We start from the raw sequence: 20,492 nt of genomic DNA, 5'->3' as shown, positions 1-20,492 counted from the left end.
GCCTACTCCGCGGCCTGAAGCTGCTGCGGCGCGCTTTCCTTCGCCACCATCCTGTCGATCAGCTTGCGCGTCCACATCGCACCGGCGTCGATGTTGAGGTTGTAGAAGATACGATCGGGGTTCTCGTCCATCGCGCGCTGCTGCGCCTCGAGGATCAGCTCGTCCTCGTGGAAGATGCCGGAGACGCCCTCGCGGATCTCGGTGGTGATGCGCTGCTCGCCGATCTGATAATTGCGGACGAACGCCCAGAAATAGTGGCAGGTCTTCTCGGTCTCCGGCGTGATGGTGTTGAGCACGAAACCGTTGACGCCCTGCGAGCGGTCGCCTTCCGGCGCGCCGGTGCCTGCCGGCGCCACGCCGACATCGATCGCGATCGTGCACGGGGCTTCGAAGCGGATGATCTGCCAGCGGTCGACGAGCCCGGACTTGCCGAGCTGCTTGGCCCAGAACGGCGGTGCCTCGATGCCGCGCATCCAGCGCGTCACCGTCACCGTCTTCTCGCCATGGGTGACGTCGAACGGCGCCTCGGCGACCGCATCGTTGCCGATGGAGGAGCCGTGCACGAAGGTCTCGTGGGTGAGGTCCATGAGATTGTCGAGCACGAGGCGGTAGTCGCAATTGACGTGGATGGTCTTGCCATCGCCGGCCCAGGCCGGGTCGTGATTCCAGTGCATGTCAGGGACGAGTGCGGGATCGGCGAGCGCAGGATCGCCCATCCAGAGCCAGATGTAGCGATGACGCTCGACCACGGGATAGGAACGGACGCAGGCCGACGGATTGATGGTCTCCTGCGACGGCATGAACGTGCAGCGGCCCTGCGAATTGTATTTCAGGCCGTGATAGCCGCAGACGACGGTGTCGCCTTCGAGCCGGCCCTTCGACAGCGGCACCAGACGGTGCCAGCAGGCATCCTCCAGCGCAGCCACCGAACCGTCGGCCTTGCGGTACATCACGACATGCTTGCCGCAGATCGTCCGCGGCAACAGCGCCGGCTTGACGTCGGCGTCCCAGGCGGCCGCGTACCAGGCGTTCATGGGGAAGGGTTTTGTCACCGGTCTCACTCCCAAGGCTTATGAATACGTTATGTATACAATAGCGGAGGGATAGAATCGTTCAAGCCCATAAAATGGCCTACTATAATACCTACTTGCGTGATGATGTATACAAAAATGCCAAATCTGATTTCTGCGATGACTGCATCGGCGCCCTCGTACCCTCCCCTGGAGAGGGAGGGTCGCTACGCATGAAGCGCAGCGCAATGCGTAGCGGGGTGGGGTGACCTCTCTACACGGGCAGTGCCCGAGAGGAGAGATAACCCCACCCCGCTCACGCTTCGCGCGATCGATCCTCCCCCTCCAGGGGAGGGTAAGAGCGCCGCCGCGTTGGCAGCTAGGCCCCAAACACCTTCGAAAGCCCCGCCTGGGCTTCCTGCTGAATCCGCTTCAGGTGCTCGGTGCTGCGGAAGCTTTCCGCGTAGATCTTGTAGACGTCCTCGGTGCCGGACGGCCTTGCCGCGAACCAGCCGAAATCGGTCTCGACCTTGATGCCGCCGAAAGGCTGGCCATTGCCGGGCGCCTTGCTCAGGGTGGCGCGGACGGGATCGCCGGCGAGATCCTTCAGGCCGAGCTGCTCGGGCGTGACGGATTTCAGAATGTTCTTCTGCGGCGTCGTGGCGGCGACGTCGATGCGCGCATAGTGGGGCACGCCGAGCTCGGCGGTGAGATCGCCAAACAGCTGGCTGGGATCGCGGCCGGTCTTGGCCATGATCTCGGCTGCGAGCAGGCCGAGGATGATGCCGTCCTTGTCGGTGGTCCACACCGTGCCGTCGCGGCGCAGGAACGAGGCCCCTGCACTCTCCTCGCCGCCGAAGCCGAAGCTGCCGCCGACAAGCCCGTCGACGAACCATTTGAAGCCGACCGGCGTCTCGACCAGCCTGCGGCCGAGCTTCTTGGCGACGCGGTCGATGATCGAGCTCGACACCACGGTCTTGCCGATCGCGGCATCCTTGCCCCAGTTCGGGCGGTGCGCGAACAGATAGGCGATCGCGGTCGCCAGGTAGTGGTTCGGATTCATCAGGCCGCCGGTGCGCGTCACGATGCCGTGGCGATCGGCGTCGGTATCGTTGGCAAACGCAACGTCGAAGCGGTCGCGCATCGCGATCAGGCTCGCCATCGCGTAAGGCGAGGAACAATCCATGCGGATCTTGCCGTCCCAGTCGACGGTCATGAAGCGGAAGGTCGGGTCGATCGCCTCGTTCACGACGGTGGCCTTCAGGCCGTAGCGCTCGATGATCGGATGCCAGTAATGCACGGCGGCGCCGCCGAGCGGATCGATCCCGATATTGATGCCGGCGGATTTGACGAGATCGAGATCGACGACATTGCCGAGATCGGCGACGTAGGGCGAGATGAAGTCGTAGGCGTGTACGTTCGCGGATTTGCGCGCCTTGGCATAGTCGATGCGCTTCACGCCCTTCAGGCCGTCGGCGAGATAGGCATTGGCGCGCTTCTCGACCACGGAGGTCGCGTCGGTGTCGGCCGGCCCGCCATGCGGCGGATTGTATTTGTAGCCGCCGTCCTCGGGGGGATTGTGCGAGGGCGTGACGACGACGCCGTCGGCAAGGCCGCTCGTGCGGCCCTTGTTGTAGGTCAGGATCGCGTGCGAGATGACAGGCGTCGGCGTGTAGCCGCCGTCCTTGTCGATCATGATGTCGACGCCGTTGGCGGCGAACACCTCGACGGCGCTGACCAGCGCCGGTTCGGCCAGCGCATGGGTGTCGATGCCGATGAAGAGCGGGCCGGTCAGGCCCTTTTCTCTCCTGTAGTCACAAATGGCCTGCGTGGTCGCGAGGATATGGCCCTCGTTGAAGCTGTTCTTGAACGACGTGCCGCGATGGCCGGAGGTTCCGAACGCCACCCGCTGCGCGGGATCGCCGACATCGGGCTTGCCGGCGAAATAGGCCGTCACCAGCCGCGGAACGTTGGTGAGCGCGTCCGGCGAGGCCAGCTTGCCCGCCGCGGGATGAACATCAGCCACTGAAATATCCTCGTCCTGTCGTGCAGAGTTTGTGGAATACCATAGCATCGGCCGGCCCCGCGCCAAGGGCACAACACGCGCGGTGGGCTGGCCGTTCCTGAGATCATGCTATGGTCCTTCAGATCGGGGCTTTTTCGAGTCGGGGCATGACGCGGTTTCACAGGCTCTTGGTTCTTCTGATGGCCTGGCTTGCAACGGCTGGCATCGTGCCCGATGCGATGGCCGCGGAGTTCTACACGGAAGACCTGCGCATTCCGATGACGGAGGCCGGGCCGCAGGGGCTGGAGGCCTTTCTGGTCCGGCCGGACGGTACGAAGCGCTATCCGCTCGCGCTACTCAGCCACGGTTCGCCGCGCAAGTTCGACGACCGCGCGACCATGTCCGCGCATAAATATTACGGCATCGCACTCGAATACGCCCGGCGCGGTTTTGCCGCCCTGATCGTGATGCGGCGCGGCTACGGCACCTCGCCCGGCGGACGCGTCGACAGCGTCGGCGGTTGCGCGAATGCCGCCTATCTGCCGGCGGCGGCGGTTGCTGTCGCGGATTTGCGCGCGGCGATCGACGCGATGGGGCGCAGGGCCGACGTCACGACATCGGGCATGATCGCGGCCGGCCATTCGGCCGGCGGGCTCGCCACCGTCGCGCTGACCGCGCAGGCGCCGGCCGGTCTCGTTGCCGCGATCAGCTTTGCCGGCGGCCGCGGCTCGCGGGATGACGACGACGTCTGCAACGAGGATGGGCTGGTGCAGGCCTTCGCCACGTTCGGCAAGACCTCGCGCGTGCCGATGCTGTGGGTCTATGCGAGCAACGATTCCTTCTTCGGTCCCGATCTTGCGCGCCGCCTCCATGACGGGTTTCGCAAAAATGGCGGTAACGCGAAGTTCATCGCGGCGCCGCCCTATGGCGACGATGGCCATTATCTCCATTCGGTGGTGGGCCGTCCGCAATGGACGCCGTATCTCGACGCCTTCCTGCGCGAGCGCGGGCTCGGCCACGACATCCTCGGCCCACCGGATCCGCTGCCGCCGCCGGGCCAGCTCAACGAGGCCGCGCGCGCCGAATTCTCGCGCTATCTCGCCAGCACGATGCCGCACAAGGCTTTTGCGGTGTCGCCGAACGGCGGCTACGGCTGGCGCTCGGGCCGCACGACGGCCGACGACGCCCAACGCGATTCGCTTAGCGCCTGCATGAAATGGTCGCCGACCTGCACGCTCTATGCTATCGACGACAAGCTCGCCGGGGCGACGCGACAGACCTCCACGGACCAGAGCTCTCGCGCGCGATAGGCGCGAGCGCGATCTTTCAGTGGATAGAGCTAGAGCCGCTCGCTGAGCGCCAGCTTGTAGCCGACGCCGGTGACGGTCGCGATCACCGGCGTGCCGCTGCCGACGAGCTTGCGGCGCAGCCGGGCCACCAGCGCATCGACGGTGCGGATATCGACCTCGGCCTGGCGGTTGCTGACGACCTCGATCAGATAGTCGCGGCTGAGCGGCCTGCCGTCGGCGCCGACCAGCGCCGCGAGCAGGTCGAACTCGGCGCGCGTCAATGCCACCGGCTTGCCGTCGCTGCCGAGCAGCTCGCGCCGGGTCAGATCGATGATCCAGTCGCCGAACGCGATCGAATTGTGGCTGCGCGCCGCCTTGCGGTCGATCGAGCGCCGCCGCAGCACGCTGCGCGCGCGCGCGAGCAGGTCGCGCAGATTGATCGGCTTGGTCACGTAATGGTCGCCGGCGATCTCGAGGCCGAGGATGCGATCGACGTCGGTGTCGCGGCGCGTCACGAAGATGATGCCCGCGTTGCTGGTCGCCTGGATCTCCTTGGCGAGCTCGAAGCCGTCGCCGTCAGGCAACTGCACGTCGAGGAAGACGAGATCGGTGCGCGAGCGCAGCGCCTGGCGGCATTCCGCACAGGAGCCGGCGCCGACCACGTCGAAATTGTTCTCGTTGAAATAGCCGACCAGCATCGTTCGCGTTACGGGATCGTCTTCGACGACGATCAGCCGCTCGCGTCCGGCAGGCCTTAATTCCTGTCGTGCGGAATCAACCACGTTGTTGGATGTCCTGTGTGCTGGCGGCCCGGCCTGAAAATTCAAGTCGTCGCGCAGCGCACTGTCCTGTGAACGAACATTCACGACTTATTCGAGCCCCCGAGATTGCCTGCCGGAATACTAGGCGTGTTGTGATGCCCGAACAATATTGGTCATGGTATTGGCGCATTAAGTATGAATTGGCCCACAATTCTCATCGCGCGCATCATCGTGCCCTTAGGCCACCTCGCCGCCGCCAATCCCGCACATTCGACACCGGACTCAACCGCCGGGTAACGTAAAGAATGCGTTCGGCTTCGGAAAAGCCGGCCGCGCCCCTATGGTCCCCGCTTGCAGATGCGTAACACGGAGCAGGCGTGATGCAGGGGCAGGCCCGGTTGGCTGCCGGACGAACCGGCGAGGGCGTAACGCCTCTCAGTCGCTCGCATACGCTCGACTTGCTGCGCGGCCTCGCCATCGTCGGCGTGATGGCGATCCACGTTTCACAGTCTTTTCCTTCAAATATCCGCGCCGTCGACTTCGCCTTCATGTGCGGCTGGGCCGGCGTCAATGTGTTCTACTTCGTCAGCGCCATGACGATGTGCCTGATGTGGACGCAGCGCACCGAAACCGACCCGACGCGCAAATTCTACATCCGGCGTTTCCTGCGCATCGCGCCGCTGTTCTGGCTCGCGATCCCGATTTACCTCGTCGTCAACGGCACGGGTCCCAGCTACAACGCACCCAACGGCATCGGGCCGCTCCAGGTGATCCTGACCGCGACGTTCCTGCACGGCTTCTGGCCGGACAGCGTCAACAGCGTCGTGCCGGGCGACTGGTCGATCGCGGCGGAGATGATTTTCTATCTCGTCTTTCCGCTTCTGATCACGACATTCGGATCGCGCCGCCGTCTTTATCTCGCACTCGCGATCGTGCTGCATCTCGTCAATGTCTGCCTGTTCAAGCCGTGGGCCTTCGCGCTGTTCTCGGCCTATTACGGACCCGGCCACGAGGCCTTCGTCTGGAATGCGCTGCACATCAGCTTCCTGAACCAGTTGCCGGTCTTCCTCGTGGGATGCGCGCTGTTCTTCTCGCTGCGCGACGGCTTTACGAAGTCGGACGCAGCGATCTTCGCCGTCTTCATCGCGCTGTCCTTCATCGCCGATCGCGCGACCGGCTCGCACGAGTTCAACTATCTGATGATCAACCTTGTGCTCGGCGCGCTGGTTGCAGGCTGCATCCGGCTCGCGATCCGTTGCTGGCCGATCGAGGCGCTCGGCCGCAATTCCTATTCGATGTACCTGTCGCATTTCGCGGTGATCTACGGCCTGCGCCAGATCTGGCCGCTTACGGACGGATTGCTCTCGCTGCTGATCGCCTATGCCGTCACTGCCGCGCTCAGCTATCTCGTCGCGCGCGCGACCTGGCATCTGGTCGAGCGGCGCGCGCAGGATCTCGCGCATCGCCTGACCTCCCCGGCCTCTAGCCGCTCGACGATCCGGCCGAACATCGCAGCTACTGCGACCGGCATGCGCTGACCGCAGGTCTGACGCGTCTTGCCTCGCCGCCAGCATCGAATCTAGTCTTCGACCGGCTTCACACCGGAGTAGGCGCCATGGAGGTCATACTGCTCGGCACCGGCGGCCCGCGCCCGGATCCGCGCCGCATGGCGACGACCACGCTGATCAGGCTCGGCGAGGAGAATATCCTGTTCGACGCCGGCCGCGGCGTCATGGTGCAGCTCCACAAGGCCGGCGTGCCGCTCGGCGCCATCAACATGGTGTTTCTCACCCATCACCACTTCGACCACATCGGCGACCTCTACGACGTGATGCTGAATTCGTGGATGCATGGGCGCAAGGATGATCTGCGCATCTACGGTCCGCCCGATACCGAACGGCTCGTCAACACGCTGATCACACAGGTCTACGACAAGGATATCGCCTGGCGCGATCAGGGTGAGCCGACTTTCGGCGGCTGGACGCCGGTCGTCGCAACCGACATCATTCCCGGCCCCGTCCTCGACAACGGTCGCTGGAAGATCAGCGCCGAGCTCGTCTCGCATGGCGACGGCCTCGACATGTCGCCGGCGTTTCTCGCGCGGTGGATGTGTCTCGGCTTCCGCTTCGAAGCCGAAGGCAAGGTCGTTGCGATCTCCGGCGACACGGTCCCCTGCCCCGGTCTCGAGCGGCTGGCACAGGGAGCCGACCTGCTGGTCCAGTGCTGCTTTCTCGCAACGCCGGAGATCAACAACGACCACTTCCGCCGGCTCGCGAAATACACGCTCGCCTGCGGCGATACGGTCGGCAAGATCGCGGCCAAGGCCGGTGTCAAGAAGCTCGCGCTGACCCATCACCGGCCGCGCACCGACGATACCATGCTGAATGCACTTCTCGCGGACGTCCGCCGAGACTACGCAGGTCCTGTCGTGCTCGGTGAGGACCTCACGCGGATCGAGGTCTGAGAGCTCCAGTTACGCGAAGGCCGGCTTCAGGACAATCCGACCTCGATCCGATACGACAATCGCTCTTCTGCTCCAGGTGCGATGTGCATCAGGCCCGGCTTGTCGCTGAACTCGCCGTCGAAGCCGGCGGGACTGGCATAGCCGCGCCACGGTTCGATGCAGAGGAACGGCGCGCCCGACGGCTTCGACCAGACGCCGAGCTCGCGAAAGCCGCGCCAGGACATTTCCAACCAGGGCCCGCCCTGCCCCGCGGCATAGCGCAAGGAATTGCTCTCGACCCGGTCGAAGATGATGGCGTCGTCGGCGAACAAGGATTCGGACAAGGACAGCGCCGCGCCCTTGACCGGACTTGGCTCGGCTGCCGCGCGCAGCAAGCCGCCGTCGAGACGGCGGACCGGAGATGGCTCTGCGCCGGCGAAGGTGAGCGCATAGCTCTCCTTCGCTGTTTCCGGTTCAAGCGGCCAGTTGAAAGCGGGATGGCCGCCGAGCGAGGCCGGCAATATCTCGTTGCCGGTGTTGGCGATCGTGAGCGAGAGATCGAGGCCAACGTCATCGAGCGCATAGGCTGCCGTCAGGCGGAACGCGAAAGGATAGAGCGCGCGCGTCGCCGCGCTGTCTTCGAGCACCAGCGTGCAACGGTTCTCCTCACGCGCACGCCACGCAAAGCGGCTGTCGCGCGCAAAGCCGTGCTGGGTCATCCGGTACGTCCTGCCCCGATGCCGCAACTCGTCATTGGCGAGACGCCCGACGATCGGAAACAGCAGCGGCGCGTGGCGCGGCCAGGCCGGCCCCGCCTGCCAAAGGAATTCGGTGCCGCTGCCGTCCTTCAGCGAGCACAGCTCGGCGCCATGCGCCTTGATGGTCGCGGCGAGCCCGCCGCTCCGGATCGTGTGCGTGTCGTCGGTCATGACAATCTCCATGGCGGCAGCCGCGACCGGATCATATCGCAACAGAAACTATTTCGCCCGCCCCGGAATGAGGCGGGCGAAAATCAGTTCCGCAGAGGCTATCAGGCCTGAGACGACCGTCCGATGCTCTCGTAGGTGAAGCCGGCGGCTTGCATCTCTTCGGGGCGGTAGACGTTGCGGAGATCGACGACGACGGGCTGCGTCATGGTCGCCTTCAGCCGGTCGAGATCGAGCGCGCGGAACTGCACCCATTCGGTGACGATGACGAGCGCATCGGCGCCTTGCGCGCAGGAATAGGCGTCCTCGCAATAGGTGATGTTCGGCAGCTCACTCTTGGCCTGCTCCATGCCGACGGGATCGAAGGCCTTGACCGTCGCGCCCATGTCGATCAGGCCAGTGACGAGCGGGATCGACGGCGCATCACGCATGTCGTCGGTATCGGGCTTGAAGGTGAGGCCGAGCACGGCGATGGTCTTGCCGCGCAAGCTACCGCCGAGCGCCTGGCTGACCTTGCGTGCCATCGCGCGCTTGCGGTTCTCGTTGACGGCCAGCACGGATTCGACGATGCGCAAGCTCACGTCATAATCCTGCGCGATCTTGATCAGCGCCTTGGTGTCCTTCGGGAAGCAGGAGCCGCCGAAGCCCGGACCCGCGTGCAGGAACTTGGTGCCGATGCGGTTGTCGAGGCCGATGCCGCGCGCGACCTCCTGCACGTTGGCGCCGGCCTTTTCCGAGAGATCCGCGATCTCGTTGATGAAGGTGATCTTGGTCGCGAGGAACGCGTTCGCGGCGTATTTGATCATCTCGGCGGTGCGGCGCGCCGTGAACATCAGCGGTGCCTGGTTCAGCGACAGCGGGCGATAGATGTCGCCCATCACCTTGCGGCCGCGCTCGTCGGAGGTACCGACGACGACGCGGTCGGGGTACTTGAAGTCGCGGATCGCCGCGCCCTCGCGCAGGAATTCGGGGTTGGAGGCGACGACGACGTCGGCCGCGGGGTTGGTCTCGCGGATGATGCGCTCGACCTCGTCGCCGGTGCCGACCGGGACGGTCGACTTGGTCACGACGACGGTGAAGCCCGACAGCGACTGCGCGATCTCGCGCGCGGCGGCGTAGACATAGGACAGATCAGCGTGACCGTCGCCGCGGCGCGAGGGCGTGCCGACCGCGATGAAGACGGCATCGGCGTCCGCGACCGGCTTCGACAGGTCGGTGGTGAAGTCGAGCCGCTTGGCCTTCACATTGGTCGCGACCAGCTCGTCGAGGCCGGGCTCGTAGATCGGGATCTCGCCGCGATGAAGCGCCGCGATCTTCTTCTCGTCCTTGTCGACGCAGGTGACGTCGTGACCGAAATCCGCAAAGCAGGCCCCGGACACCAGCCCCACATAGCCCGTTCCGATCATCGCGATTCGCATGAAAAACTCTTTCCGTTGAAGACGGATGTTCCACTCGAACACCCTAGACCATTTCTCTATCCGGTCGCACGCCCAACATTAGGGCAGGCTGCTTCGCGAACGAATTAACCTTAGCCGCCGCGCGTGACAGGCGTTGCTGACAACTCCTGAAATACGCGACATGCAATCGTTGCATTCTACGTATGCGACAGATAGGCCGCGTATGCACGCCTCAAGCCGTCCTCGAGCGAGGTCGTGGCGTGCCAGCCGAGCCTGGCGAGACGGCTGACGTCGAGCAGCTTGCGCGGTGTTCCATCGGGACGCGAGGCGTCGAAATCGATTTTGCCGCCGTAACCGACGACGTCTGCCACGACCCGGGCGAACTCGGCGATGGTGATGTCCTCGCCGGTGCCGATGTTGACCAGCTCCGCGCTCGAATAGGTCTTCATCAGATGCACGCAGGCATCCGCCATGTCGTCGACATAGAGGAACTCGCGCCGCGGCGTGCCGCTGCCCCACACCGCGACACTCCTTGCGCCCGAAACCTTCGCCTCGTGGAAGCGGCGGATCAGGGCGGCGACCACGTGGCTCAATTCGGGGTGATAATTGTCGCCGGGACCGTAGAGATTGGTCGGCATCACGCTGATGAAGTCGCTGCCATACTGGCTGCGATAGGCCTCCGCCATCTTGATGCCGGCGATCTTGGCAATCGCATAGGGCTCGTTGGTCGGCTCCAGCGGACCTGTCAGCACCGAATCCTCGCGCAGCGGCTGCGGTGCCAGCTTCGGATAGATGCAGGACGAGCCCAGAAACATCAGCTTTTCGGCGCCGTTGAGATGCGCGGCCTGGATCACGTTCGCGGCGATCGCGATGTTGTCGTAGATGAACTCGGCGCGCAGCGTATCGTTGGCGACGATGCCGCCGACCTTGGCGGCGGCGAGGAAGATCACTTGCGGTCGCGCTTTCGCAAACCAGTCGAACACAGCGGCCTGGTTGCAGAGATCGACCTCGCGCCGGTCGACCGTGACGAGCTGCACGTCCTCCCGCGCCAGCCGGCGCGCAATCGCGCTGCCGACCATGCCGCGGTGGCCGGCGACATAGACGCTCTTGCCCTTCAGCTCAAACGGTGCGTTTGCCACTGCCAGCGTCCCGCTTTGCCTCGGCCAGATCGCTCGCCATCATCTCCTCGACGAGCTGGGCAAAGCTGCGCTTCGGCGTCCAGCCGAGCACCTTTCGCGCCTTGCTGGCGTCGCCGACCAGGAGATCGACCTCGGTCGGACGGAAATAGGTCGGATCGACCCGTACCACGGTCTTGCCGCTCGTCTCGTCAACGCCGGTCTCATCGACGCCCTTGCCGCGCCAGGCGATGCGGCGGCCGACATGGGCGAAGGAGAGCTCGACCATCTCGCGCACCGAGCGCGTCTCGCCGGTGGCGAGCACGAAGTCATCGGGCTTGTCGGCCTGGAGGATCATGTGCATGCCCTCGACATAGTCCTTGGCATGGCCCCAGTCGCGCTTGGCTTCGAGATTGCCGAGATAGAGCGTGTATTCCAGCCCGACCTCGATACGCGACACGCCGCGAGTGATCTTGCGGGTGACAAAGGTCTCGCCGCGGATCGGGCTCTCATGGTTGAACAGGATGCCGTTACTCGCGAACATGCCGTAGGCTTCGCGGTAGTTCACCGTGATCCAGTAGCCGTAGAGCTTTGCAACGCCGTAAGGCGAGCGCGGATAGAACGGCGTGGTCTCCTTCTGCGGGATCTCCTGCACCAGCCCATAGAGCTCGGAGGTCGAGGCCTGGTAGAACCGCGTCTCCTTCTCCATGCCGAGGATGCGGATCGCTTCCAGGAGGCGCAGCACGCCGATGGCGTCGGCATTGGCGGTGTATTCCGGGCTCTCGAAGCTGACGGCGACGTGGCTCTGGGCGGCGAGATTGTAGATCTCGGTCGGCCGGATCTGCTGCACCAGGCGGATCAGGTTGGTCGAATCCGTCATGTCGCCGTAATGCATCAGGAACGGCACGTTGCCGACATGCGGGTCCTGGTAGAGATGATCGACGCGCGCGGTGTTGAACGAGGACGAGCGCCGCTTGATGCCGTGCACGACATAGCCGAGCGACAGCAGATATTCGGCGAGATAGGCGCCGTCCTGGCCGGTCACGCCGGTGATAAGAGCGATCCGCTCAGCCATGGGCCTGCGCCTGGTTCCGGGTCAAAGAGGTTCAGAGGACGGGATACCCACCGTCGCGCCCGCTGACAAGGTCACCGGCGACCAAAAGCGCAAAACCCAGCACAAAAACAGGCGTTCCCGGGCGGGACGCAGGTGCCGCCGCTCGCGGAATCAGACGCCGTGGTACGTCCGATACCAGTCGACGAAGCGGCCGAGGCCATCCGCAATCGAGGTCGAAGGCGAGAAACCGACGTCGCGCTGGAGGGCGGAAATGTCGGCGCGCGTTTCCAGGACGTCGCCGGCCTGCATCGGCAGCAGCTGGCGGATCGCCGGCTTGCCGATGATCTTCTCCAGCGTCTCGACGAACTCCATCAGGTTGACCGACCTGTTGTTGCCGATGTTGTAGACGCGATACGGCGCATAGCTCGACGAATTCTCCGGCTGCTCGGCATTCCACGCGGGATTCGGCGTCGCGGGCCGATCGAGGGTGCGGATCACGCCCTCGACGATGTCGTCGACATAGGTGAAGTCACGCCACATGTCACCATTATTGAAAATCCTGATCGGCTCATTTGCAAAGATCGCGCGCGTGAACAGATAGGCGGCCATGTCGGGCCGGCCCCACGGGCCGTAGACGGTGAAGAAGCGAAGCCCGGTCACCGGCAGCTTGTGAACATGGGCAAACGTATGCGCCATCAGTTCGTTGGCTTTCTTGCTTGCGGCGTAGAGGCTGACCGGATGGTTCACCGAATGCTCGGTCGAATACGGCAAGGTGCGGTTGGCGCCATACACCGAACTCGACGAGGCGTAGACGAGATGCGCCAGACCCCGGCGCCGGCCGGCTTCGAGCATGGTGACAAAGCCGTCACAATTGGCGCGGATGCTGGTGATGGGATCGTCGATCGACGCGCGCACGCCGGGCTGCGCCGCCAGATGCACGACGCGATCGGGCGAGACCTCGTCGAAGACGCGCGTCACGGCGGCGAAATCGGCGAGATCGATCTCGTAGAATTTGAACCCTGGACGGTGCTCGAGCGTTGCGAGACGCGCACGCTTCAGCGCGGGATCGTAATACGGAGTGAATGAATCGATGCCAACGACCTGCTCGCCACGCGCCAACAGCCGTTCACAAACATGCATTCCGATAAAGCCGGCAGCACCGGTAACGATCACTGGCCGCAAAGTTTTCATCTCGTTCATTCCGCGAATGCATTGCCAGACCAGGACATGAGAGGCAAGGTTTGGACAGTCACGACAAACATCAAATCAGTCGGTCCATGTAAGCGCATCGAAATGTGTAGGAAACATGATGGCGTCATGCATCCTCGCATGCTATCCGCCTGCGAGGATGCTCGGACGATAGCGCCACATGTGCTAGACGTCATAGAACGAATATTCGGCGCGAATGCCCAGTCTTGGAGCATTGTTCGCGCAAGAACCCGCAAAGAAAAAGATCGGCTTTGAAACTCTCCATCAACGGCAGGTTCCTGTCACAATCGCTAACGGGCGTGCAGCGCTATGCCGCCGAAATCGTCAAGGCGATGGACCGGTTGCTCGCGAGCGGAGAAGCTCCGCGGCAACTGCTGGATGCAGAGTGGCAAATACTTGCGCCGCCGAATGCGCAGACGCTTCCCGGTCTTCGCCGCATCACCATCAAGCAGATTGGATCATTGCAGGGCCACGCGTGGGACCAGATCGATCTGGCGCGCGCCGCGGCGGGCACCCGTCTCGTCAGCCTTGCCAATTCCGGCCCGGTGCTCCACCGCGAACACCTTGTCGTGATTCATGACGCGCAGGTTTTCCGGCGACCGGACTTCTTCAGCTGGCGCTACCTCGCCTTGCATCGGACGCTCGGCCATCTGCTGGCACGCACGGCAACGATCGCAACAGTTTCAGCGTTTTCACGCAACGAACTTGCCGAGGTGCTGTCGGTGGATCCTGCGTCGATTCCCGTCATTGCGAACAGCGCAGAACATTTCGCGACCGTCGCCCCCGACTTCTCGATCATCGACAGACTGCGTCTTGCGCCCCATCAGTTCTTCCTCTTCGTCGGCTCGATGACGAAGAACAAGAATGTCGATACTGCCATTCGTGCCGCCGAGCGGCTTGGCCGCGCCGACTTTCCGCTGGTCGTGGTCGGAGGCGACAACAGCAAGGTGTTCGGAGGCGCGGCCACGGAATCGAGGGCCGGCGTCGTCATCGCCGGGCGCCTGAAGGACGAGGAGATTGCCGCGCTGTTCTCCCGGGCCGCGGCGTTCGTGTTCCCGAGCCTTTATGAGGGATTCGGCGTGCCTCCCCTGGAGGCGATGTTCTTCGCCTGTCCGGTCATCGCGAGTTCCGCCGATGCCGTGCGCGAGACCTGCGCCGATGCCGCCGTCTATTTCGATCCGCTCAACGCGGACGATCTTTCGACACGGATGCGTGAAAGAATTGAACTCGGCAGGATTTCGCCGGCGGAACAGGAGAAGCAGCGGCAGCGGCTCATGACATATTCCTGGGCCAAGTCCGCCGCAGCGATGCTCGAATTCCTCGCCAAACCGGCATCCCAATCCACATCCGGCCGTGCGAAACAATGACGCGGCCCAATTATTGCTGCTTGGAGGCGTTAGACGTGCGTCTGCAAGATCTGGCGTCTCCAAGATCTGGCGTCTTCAAGACAAGGAAGGAATGACCGTTGTCCAGCGGCCTGAAGATTCTGCATGTCGCCGAAACGGTCCGTGGCGGCATCGCGACCTACCTCAACGAGCTGCATCCGCACCAGAGCGCGAGCTTCGGCCGCGGCAACGTCAACTATGTCGTTCCTTCCGACCATCGCAGCGACCTGGTGAACATCGAGGACGACGCGGTCACCACGTTTCCGCGCGACGGACGCAACGCGCTCGGTCTGTTTCGCATGCTGTTTGCAACCATGCGCGCGGTCCGGCAGCTTCGTCCTGACGTCATCCATCTGCACTCGTCCTTCGCCGGCCTCGTGGTGCGCCCGGTGCTCTGGCTCACCTATCGGCGATCGCGCATCGTCTATTGCCCGCACGGCTGGGCCTTCGGCCGCGAGACCGGCCGCCTCAGCCGCGAGGTCACGAAATTCACCGAGCTCGTGCTGTCGAAATTCACCCATCGCATCGTCTGCATCTCGGAGAGCGAGCAGGCCGACGCCAAGCAGGTCGGAATCGCGGCTAGTCGCCTGGTTCTTGTGCACAACGGGATTTCCAAGCAGCGTCCCGCGCTCGACAAGGGCGCAGCGCCGTGGCGGTCGGAGAAGATCAAGGTCCTCTTCATCGGGCGCCTCGACCGTCAGAAGGGCTACGATCTCCTGATCGAGGCGGCGCGTGCACTCGGAGACAAGCTCGACGTACGCCTCATCGGCGCCTCGGTCGTCAGCAAATTCCGCACAAGCGATCTGCCCGCCAACGTCTCGTTTCTGGGCTGGATGAACCGCAACCAGATCGAGGCCGAGCTCGACCATGCCGACATGGTCGCGATTCCCTCACGCTGGGAGGCGTTTGGCCTTGTCGCCATCGAGGCGATGCGGGCGGCCAAGCCGATCATTGCCTTCCGCATCGGCGCCCTGCCGGAAATCGTCGAAGACAATGCGACCGGCGTGCTGTGCGACGAAGTCTCGGCCGAAAAGCTGGCTGAAGGTTTTCAACGCGCAGTCAGGCTCGATCTGGCTGCGGTCGGCCGTGCCGGATATGAGCGTTTCACCCGCCTCTACGACATCGAGCAGACCCACCGCACCCTCAGTCAGGTCTATGCCGACGTCCTGCATGTGCGGATGAGCGAATCCGGGCAGCAGGCGAAGCTGCAGTCCGATTTCCCGAACAATGTGCGATCGTAGCGACCGGCCGATCAGGCGATCCGGCGGGCATCGTCCTGCGCGAATTCGCCGTCGGTCACGCGGTTGTCGGAGAACGACCACGCAATGGCCGATGCGACGACCAGCGCGCAGGTGAGAAAGCCGGCCGCGAACAGCAATGATCCAGTGTGCAACATCGTCTTCGCCTTCCCTCTTGTTTGACCGACCACTAGCCGGATCAGGATTAGGAAGACCTTACGGACGCCAGCGTGACGCCAGCTTCCAAATCTAAGCGTTAACGGAGGGGGAATCCCGTCGCAGAAACATTGGTCCGATGACCCGGCGAGAACGTCCGCTCGGGCGCATTGCCCGCCGCAGGATGACGAAAACACAACGCAGGATCGCTCACGATCAGATCCCACACCTGAAGTTTATGTCGATATCATCGCGCGACCACGCTGTCGCATCTGCGGTCCATCGCCGCGCGCAGCTCACTGGTTCGATCGCGACCTCAATCGTGACATCGGTCTGACACGTATATGTTCAGTTTGCGAACTGCTCACTAAAGAGGATGTTCCGCACAAACTTTGGACAGCGATTTCGACGTGTATCCACGTTCACAAGTGGCAATAAGGTCACAGCCACAAGTGCTTTACCATAAAGTCGAAGACGTAGCAGTGACTCCGCAGCACGGGATTTGTACGGTGATTCAGATTTTAGATGAGTACGAAGGGAATGGCGGTGGCTAAGACCGAACGTTTGAATTTTGATTTCGGGATTAGCCGAATCCTGGCCGTTGCTGCGATCAGCGTCTCCTTGACGGGTTGCGGTAGCTTCATTCCGTTAGACTCTCCTGATGCCGCCTCAACGCAAACAAATGCAGCGCTGATCACCGAGCCGAGTGCGCCGCTCGCCTATGCCCTGATGCCGGTCAATCCGGCGATCCTCCAGGCGACCAACGCGTTCACGGACTCCGCCGGAATGGTGTTCTCCCGCCTCCCCGGCGGCAATTATCGCGACGTCACGATCGGCATCGGCGACATCGTCACCGTGACCGTGTACGAAGCGCAGGCAGGTGGCCTGTTCATTCCGCGCGAGGCGGGCGTGCGACCGGGCAACTTCGTGGACATTCCGCGACAGCAGGTCGACCAGTCCGGCAACATCAACATCCCCTACGCCGGATCGATCAAGGTCGCTGGGCTGACGCCGCGCGCCGTCTCGAACATCATCCGCGAGCGCCTCAAGGACCGCGCCATCGACCCGCAGGCCGTCGTGAGCGTGGCGGAACAGCGCGGCAACCAGATCAGCGTGCTTGGCGAAGTCAACTCGCCGCTCCGCTTCCCGATCGATCCGGGCGGGATTCGTCTGATGGGCGCGATCGCACGCGCCGGCGGCCCGAAATATCCGTCCTACGAGAGCACGATCACGATCAAGCGCGACGGCCGCACCTACAGCGAGACGATGTCCTCGGTCGTGCACAACCCCAACGAGGACGCGCTGCTCGCTCCGGGCGATGTCGTCTTCCTGACCCGCATTCCGCGCGTCTATATGGTGTTCGGTTCGACGCCGTCTCCGGGATCGATCGGCGGCACCAACAACCGTCGTTTCTCGTTTGAGAACGACAACATGTCGCTGGCTGAAGCCATCGCGAAGGCAGGCGGTCTCGACGGCGCCCGTGCGGACTCCAAGTCGATCTACGTCTACCGTTTCGAGCCCAAGCCGCTGCTGGAGAGGATCGGCATCGCCGTATCCCAGTTCCCGACCAAGTCGGTCCCTGCCGTCTACAAGTTCGACATGAGCAAGCCGGACGGCTGGTTCCAGGCGGATACTTTCAGGATGCGCGATCACGACGTGATCTCGGTAGCGGAATCGCCGTCGATCGAATTCATCAAGCTCATGAACCCGCTGAACGCGGCAACCACCAACGCGGACAACATCAGCTCGGTGGTCGTGAACTCCAAATAGCCCAACTCAGCGCGCTCAATGACGAGCGCGCAGACAAGGCGGCCCCACCCCATTGGGGCCACAGAAGAGTATTAGCCTTGTCGGGTTGACGCGAGCAGGAGTGGACACGAGCGTGACCGAGCAAAACAGGAAACGCGCACTGCGTCGTTTCCGGATGCTGATGAGCGGGCTCTGCGTCGCTGCCGGCCTCTCATATCCTGCCAACGCACAGAACGCGCAGCCGCTCGATCAGCGCTTCCTGCTGGGCGTCGGCACGCACCAGGGCCTCGGCGGCGTCACCAGCGCCCGCGGCTATGTGCCCGCGACCGCTATCAAGCAGATGAAGGAGCTGGGGGTCACCTCGTTCCGCGACGACTTCCCCTGGTCGGATTTCGAGCTGCCCGGCAAGCGACTGGGCTTCAATGCCCTGAACGGCCGCCTCGAGACCCAGATCAGGACCGGCGGCGGAATCCCGCTGCTCATTCTCGGGGCCGGCCATCACCTCGTCCCGAACTCCGATCCGCCGACGACCGACGAAGCGCGCCAGAGATTCGTCACCTATGCCGCGGCAGCCGCGCAAGCGGTCGCATCACGGCAACCGATCTTCGAGTTGTGGAATGAGTACAATCTCAGGGCGCGCGCAGAGCCGCTCTTCACCGTTGACAATTATGTGACGCTCGCCCGAGCGGTGCAGCCCGCAGTCAAGCAGGCGGTGCCGTCCGCGCCCTTCGTGGTGGGAGCGCTGGGCGACGATCCGGGCTGGAAATGGACCGACGCGCTGCTGAAGACCGACCTGCTTCGTATTGCGGACGGGATGTCCATCCACATCTACAACCATTGCTTATCGCCGGCCGGGCGCACCGCGGCTGAGGCGATCGAGCGGCTGCAGAATCTTCATCAACGCGTCGCACAGGCGACCGGCAATCCCGACTATCCGATCTATCTGACCGAAACGGGCTGGCCGACGCCGAGTGCGAAATGCGGCGTGACCGAGCAGCTTGCCGCCGACAACATGGCGCAGATCATCCTCTGGGCCTCGACCGCCGGCCCCTGGCTCAAGGGGATATGGCTTTACGAGCTGAAGGACAGTGGAACGAAGCCTGGCGAACTGGAGGACAATTTCGGCATTTATCATTTCGACAATTCGCCGAAGCCCGCGGTGTGTTCCATTCGCGAGAGCTGGGCCTTCATCCGCACCAGCCTGAAGGCAACGCGAACCACGCCGGCGCCCGGCGTCGTGCAGATCCGCAGTGACAGCGGATCGGAAACGAAACTGGCGCTTTGGTCGGAGACTGCGTCGAAGCGCTTCGAAGTTCGATTAAAAAATGCGGAACCCAATGCCGAGATCAGCTATGTATGTCAGAAAGCGCCGGGCCCTGTCGCCGGCGCCTGGACGGCGTTATCGACAACGCCGTTGCTTGTCAGCGTCAAGGGCACGGCCGTGCCGGATGTCGAGATCCGGCCATCGAACTGACGCTGCGGCGGGCTGCTAATCCGAGGCTATCCTTGAAAATACTGATCGTTAACACGCTCTATCCGCCCGAGATCATCGGCGGCGCCGAAGTATCTGTGTCGCTGCTCGCGGAGGCGTTCGTCCAGCGCGGCCACCAGGTCTCGGTGGTGTGCCTTCAGAACAAGCAGGATCGCACGATCGACGAACTCAAGGGCGTGCGCGTATACCGTGTACCGATGGACAACGACTACTGGCCGTTCGGCAACGATAGGAAGCCCTCCTCGGTCCAGCGCCTGAAGTGGCATCTCAAGGACACCTGGAATCGCAAGTCCGCGGCGCGGTTCGCCGAAATCCTCGACGTCGAGAAGCCCGACGTCGTCCACACCAACAACCTCACGGGATTCTCGGTCTCGCTGTGGTCGGAAGCCAAGCGGCGCAAGATCAGGATCGTGCACACGCTGCGCGACTATTCCCTGCTCTGCAAACGCTCGACGCTGTTTCGGGGCGATGCCACATGCGCGCAGCGCTGTACCGTCTGTGCGGCCATGACATCGCCCTATTTGCTGGCATCGCGCATGGTCGATGCAGTGGTCTCGAACAGCCAGTTCGTGCTCGACCAGCACACCAAGCTGAAGTACTTCCCGGGCACGGACAGCCGCGTCATCTTCAACATCGCCGATCCAAGCTCCGTGGCGCCCTCACCAGCATCGAGTTCGGATGATCTGATATTCGGGTTCATCGGCAGGCTCGAGGCTGAAAAAGGTATCGAAGTAGTTTTAAAAGCCACCGAGCAGCTTCCCAACGAGGGCTGGCAACTGAAAATTGCCGGAAAGGGACTTGAAGATTACGTGCGGGGGCTAAAAAGCCGCACCGGAAGGAATGTCGAATGGCTTGGCTTTGCCAAGGCAGCTGAATTCTATGCCAGCATCGACATCTGCCTGGTGAGCTCGGTCTGGCCGGAGCCGCTGCCGCGCACCCTGATCGAAAGTATCAACGCGGGCCGGGCGACTATTTGTTCGACAGCGGGAGGGATTCCCGAGATCGCGGGGTTTTCCAACATGGTTGGGTCCTACGAACCCAGCGATCACAGGCGACTGGGAGAATTGATGCTGGAGGCCGTCAACGAGAGGTCGCGCTGGAAAATCGCCCGGCCTCCGCAGCCAGGATTTGCCGAGAGGTTTTCAGCGGATTCAGTCACAGGACAATATTTGGACGTGTATTTGAACAACAATCGAACCAACCGGCAATAGGCCGAAACGGAGATTTCAGCAAAGCCATTTGGCAAGGATAGCTGGACAGACC

The 20,492-nt window shown here is 63.2% G+C and carries 17 protein-coding genes; 8 read left to right on the top strand and 9 right to left on the bottom strand.

What is annotated here, in order from left to right; all coding sequences use genetic code 11:
* Positions 1-2: 2 nt before the first annotated feature.
* Together JQ627_RS29460 and pgm are read right to left on the bottom strand one after the other, a co-directional pair.
* On the bottom strand, positions 3-1,052 hold the full coding sequence (locus JQ627_RS29460; protein WP_212487879.1) for an aromatic ring-hydroxylating dioxygenase subunit alpha: 1,050 nt from the start codon (positions 1,050-1,052) through the stop codon (positions 3-5).
* Positions 1,053-1,389: 337 nt separating this feature from the next.
* Positions 1,390-3,036 (bottom strand): phosphoglucomutase (alpha-D-glucose-1,6-bisphosphate-dependent), encoded by a 1,647-nt coding sequence (pgm, locus tag JQ627_RS29455; protein ID WP_212487878.1) that lies wholly within the window; start codon positions 3,034-3,036, stop codon positions 1,390-1,392.
* A gap of 146 nt (positions 3,037-3,182) precedes the next feature.
* On the opposite strand from pgm, the gene JQ627_RS29450 reads away from it, so the two are divergent.
* Entirely contained in the window at positions 3,183-4,325 is a 1,143-nt protein-coding gene (locus JQ627_RS29450) for a S9 family peptidase (protein WP_212487877.1), read from the top strand.
* Positions 4,326-4,354: 29 nt separating this feature from the next.
* Here the strand turns inward: JQ627_RS29450 and JQ627_RS29445 are convergent, their stop codons facing one another.
* The gene (locus JQ627_RS29445) at positions 4,355-5,170 is read right to left on the bottom strand and encodes a response regulator transcription factor (protein ID WP_212487876.1); all 816 of its coding nucleotides are present in this window, start codon (positions 5,168-5,170) and stop codon (positions 4,355-4,357) included.
* A gap of 275 nt (positions 5,171-5,445) precedes the next feature.
* On the opposite strand from JQ627_RS29445, the gene JQ627_RS29440 reads away from it, so the two are divergent.
* Positions 5,446-6,603 carry an acyltransferase gene (locus JQ627_RS29440; protein ID WP_212487875.1) on the top strand — a complete coding sequence of 386 codons (1,158 nt, stop codon included), beginning with the start codon at positions 5,446-5,448 and terminating at the stop codon, positions 6,601-6,603.
* Between the two features lie 77 nt (positions 6,604-6,680).
* Positions 6,681-7,529: an MBL fold metallo-hydrolase gene (locus JQ627_RS29435; protein ID WP_212487874.1), complete on the top strand. Its 849-nt coding sequence runs from the start codon at positions 6,681-6,683 to the stop codon at positions 7,527-7,529.
* A 26-nt stretch (positions 7,530-7,555) separates the two neighbouring features.
* On the opposite strand, the gene JQ627_RS29430 is transcribed toward JQ627_RS29435, so the two are convergent.
* The 5 genes from JQ627_RS29430 to JQ627_RS29410 all read right to left on the bottom strand — a co-directional run bounded on the left by JQ627_RS29430 (position 7,556) and on the right by JQ627_RS29410 (position 13,191).
* A complete protein-coding gene (locus tag JQ627_RS29430) occupies positions 7,556-8,437 on the bottom strand; it encodes an aldose 1-epimerase family protein (protein ID WP_212487873.1) in 882 nt (293 codons plus the stop codon).
* Between the two features lie 101 nt (positions 8,438-8,538).
* Complete coding sequence (locus tag JQ627_RS29425; RefSeq protein ID WP_212487872.1) at positions 8,539-9,852, bottom strand: UDP-glucose/GDP-mannose dehydrogenase family protein; 1,314 nt, start codon at positions 9,850-9,852, stop codon at positions 8,539-8,541.
* 176 nt (positions 9,853-10,028) lie between these two features.
* Entirely contained in the window at positions 10,029-10,970 is a 942-nt protein-coding gene (locus JQ627_RS29420) for a GDP-L-fucose synthase (protein ID WP_312015818.1), read from the bottom strand.
* Positions 10,951-12,021: a GDP-mannose 4,6-dehydratase gene (gmd, locus tag JQ627_RS29415; RefSeq protein ID WP_212487871.1), complete on the bottom strand. Its 1,071-nt coding sequence runs from the start codon at positions 12,019-12,021 to the stop codon at positions 10,951-10,953. The genes JQ627_RS29420 and gmd overlap by 20 nt, the downstream gene beginning before the upstream one ends.
* A gap of 150 nt (positions 12,022-12,171) precedes the next feature.
* The gene (locus JQ627_RS29410) at positions 12,172-13,191 is read right to left on the bottom strand and encodes an NAD-dependent epimerase (protein ID WP_212487951.1); all 1,020 of its coding nucleotides are present in this window, start codon (positions 13,189-13,191) and stop codon (positions 12,172-12,174) included.
* Positions 13,192-13,460: 269 nt separating this feature from the next.
* On the opposite strand from JQ627_RS29410, the gene JQ627_RS29405 reads away from it, so the two are divergent.
* Both JQ627_RS29405 and JQ627_RS29400 read left to right on the top strand, forming a co-directional pair.
* Positions 13,461-14,576, top strand: a complete 1,116-nt coding sequence (locus JQ627_RS29405) for a glycosyltransferase family 1 protein (protein WP_212487870.1) — start codon at positions 13,461-13,463, stop codon at positions 14,574-14,576.
* Positions 14,577-14,674: 98 nt separating this feature from the next.
* On the top strand, positions 14,675-15,835 hold the full coding sequence (locus JQ627_RS29400) for a glycosyltransferase (protein ID WP_212487869.1): 1,161 nt from the start codon (positions 14,675-14,677) through the stop codon (positions 15,833-15,835).
* A gap of 11 nt (positions 15,836-15,846) precedes the next feature.
* Here JQ627_RS29400 and JQ627_RS29395 read toward each other — a convergent pair whose 3' ends face one another.
* Entirely contained in the window at positions 15,847-15,990 is a 144-nt protein-coding gene (locus JQ627_RS29395) for a hypothetical protein (RefSeq protein WP_212487868.1), read from the bottom strand.
* A 538-nt stretch (positions 15,991-16,528) separates the two neighbouring features.
* On the opposite strand from JQ627_RS29395, the gene JQ627_RS29390 reads away from it, so the two are divergent.
* The 3 genes from JQ627_RS29390 to JQ627_RS29380 all read left to right on the top strand — a co-directional run bounded on the left by JQ627_RS29390 (position 16,529) and on the right by JQ627_RS29380 (position 20,440).
* Positions 16,529-17,758, top strand: coding sequence for a polysaccharide biosynthesis/export family protein (locus tag JQ627_RS29390; protein WP_212487950.1), 1,230 nt, complete (start codon positions 16,529-16,531; stop codon positions 17,756-17,758).
* A gap of 160 nt (positions 17,759-17,918) precedes the next feature.
* Entirely contained in the window at positions 17,919-19,211 is a 1,293-nt protein-coding gene (locus JQ627_RS29385) for a hypothetical protein (RefSeq protein WP_212487949.1), read from the top strand.
* A 32-nt stretch (positions 19,212-19,243) separates the two neighbouring features.
* Positions 19,244-20,440 (top strand): glycosyltransferase family 4 protein, encoded by a 1,197-nt coding sequence (locus JQ627_RS29380; protein ID WP_212487867.1) that lies wholly within the window; start codon positions 19,244-19,246, stop codon positions 20,438-20,440.
* The last annotated feature ends 52 nt before the right edge of the window (positions 20,441-20,492 follow it).

It is taken from the genome of Bradyrhizobium liaoningense, assembly GCF_018130785.1.
Taxonomy (GTDB): domain Bacteria; phylum Pseudomonadota; class Alphaproteobacteria; order Rhizobiales; family Xanthobacteraceae; genus Bradyrhizobium; species Bradyrhizobium liaoningense_A.
This window is presented reverse-complemented; position numbering and strand designations above follow the sequence as displayed.

Excerpts from the sequence above, each read along its gene's own strand:
- JQ627_RS29450 (WP_212487877.1), top strand. The coding sequence starts at position 3,183 with ATGACGCGGTTTCACAGGCTCTTGGTTCTTCTGATGGCCTGGCTTGCA.
- JQ627_RS29440 (WP_212487875.1), top strand. The coding sequence starts at position 5,446 with ATGCAGGGGCAGGCCCGGTTGGCTGCCGGACGAACCGGCGAGGGCGTA.
- JQ627_RS29435 (WP_212487874.1), top strand. The coding sequence starts at position 6,681 with ATGGAGGTCATACTGCTCGGCACCGGCGGCCCGCGCCCGGATCCGCGC.
- JQ627_RS29430 (WP_212487873.1), bottom strand. The coding sequence starts at position 8,437 with ATGACCGACGACACGCACACGATCCGGAGCGGCGGGCTCGCCGCGACC.
- JQ627_RS29425 (WP_212487872.1), bottom strand. The coding sequence starts at position 9,852 with ATGCGAATCGCGATGATCGGAACGGGCTATGTGGGGCTGGTGTCCGGG.
- gmd (WP_212487871.1), bottom strand. The coding sequence starts at position 12,021 with ATGGCTGAGCGGATCGCTCTTATCACCGGCGTGACCGGCCAGGACGGC.
- JQ627_RS29410 (WP_212487951.1), bottom strand. The coding sequence starts at position 13,191 with ATGAAAACTTTGCGGCCAGTGATCGTTACCGGTGCTGCCGGCTTTATC.
- JQ627_RS29395 (WP_212487868.1), bottom strand. The coding sequence starts at position 15,990 with ATGTTGCACACTGGATCATTGCTGTTCGCGGCCGGCTTTCTCACCTGC.
- JQ627_RS29390 (WP_212487950.1), top strand. The coding sequence starts at position 16,529 with ATGGCGGTGGCTAAGACCGAACGTTTGAATTTTGATTTCGGGATTAGC.
- JQ627_RS29385 (WP_212487949.1), top strand. The coding sequence starts at position 17,919 with ATGAGCGGGCTCTGCGTCGCTGCCGGCCTCTCATATCCTGCCAACGCA.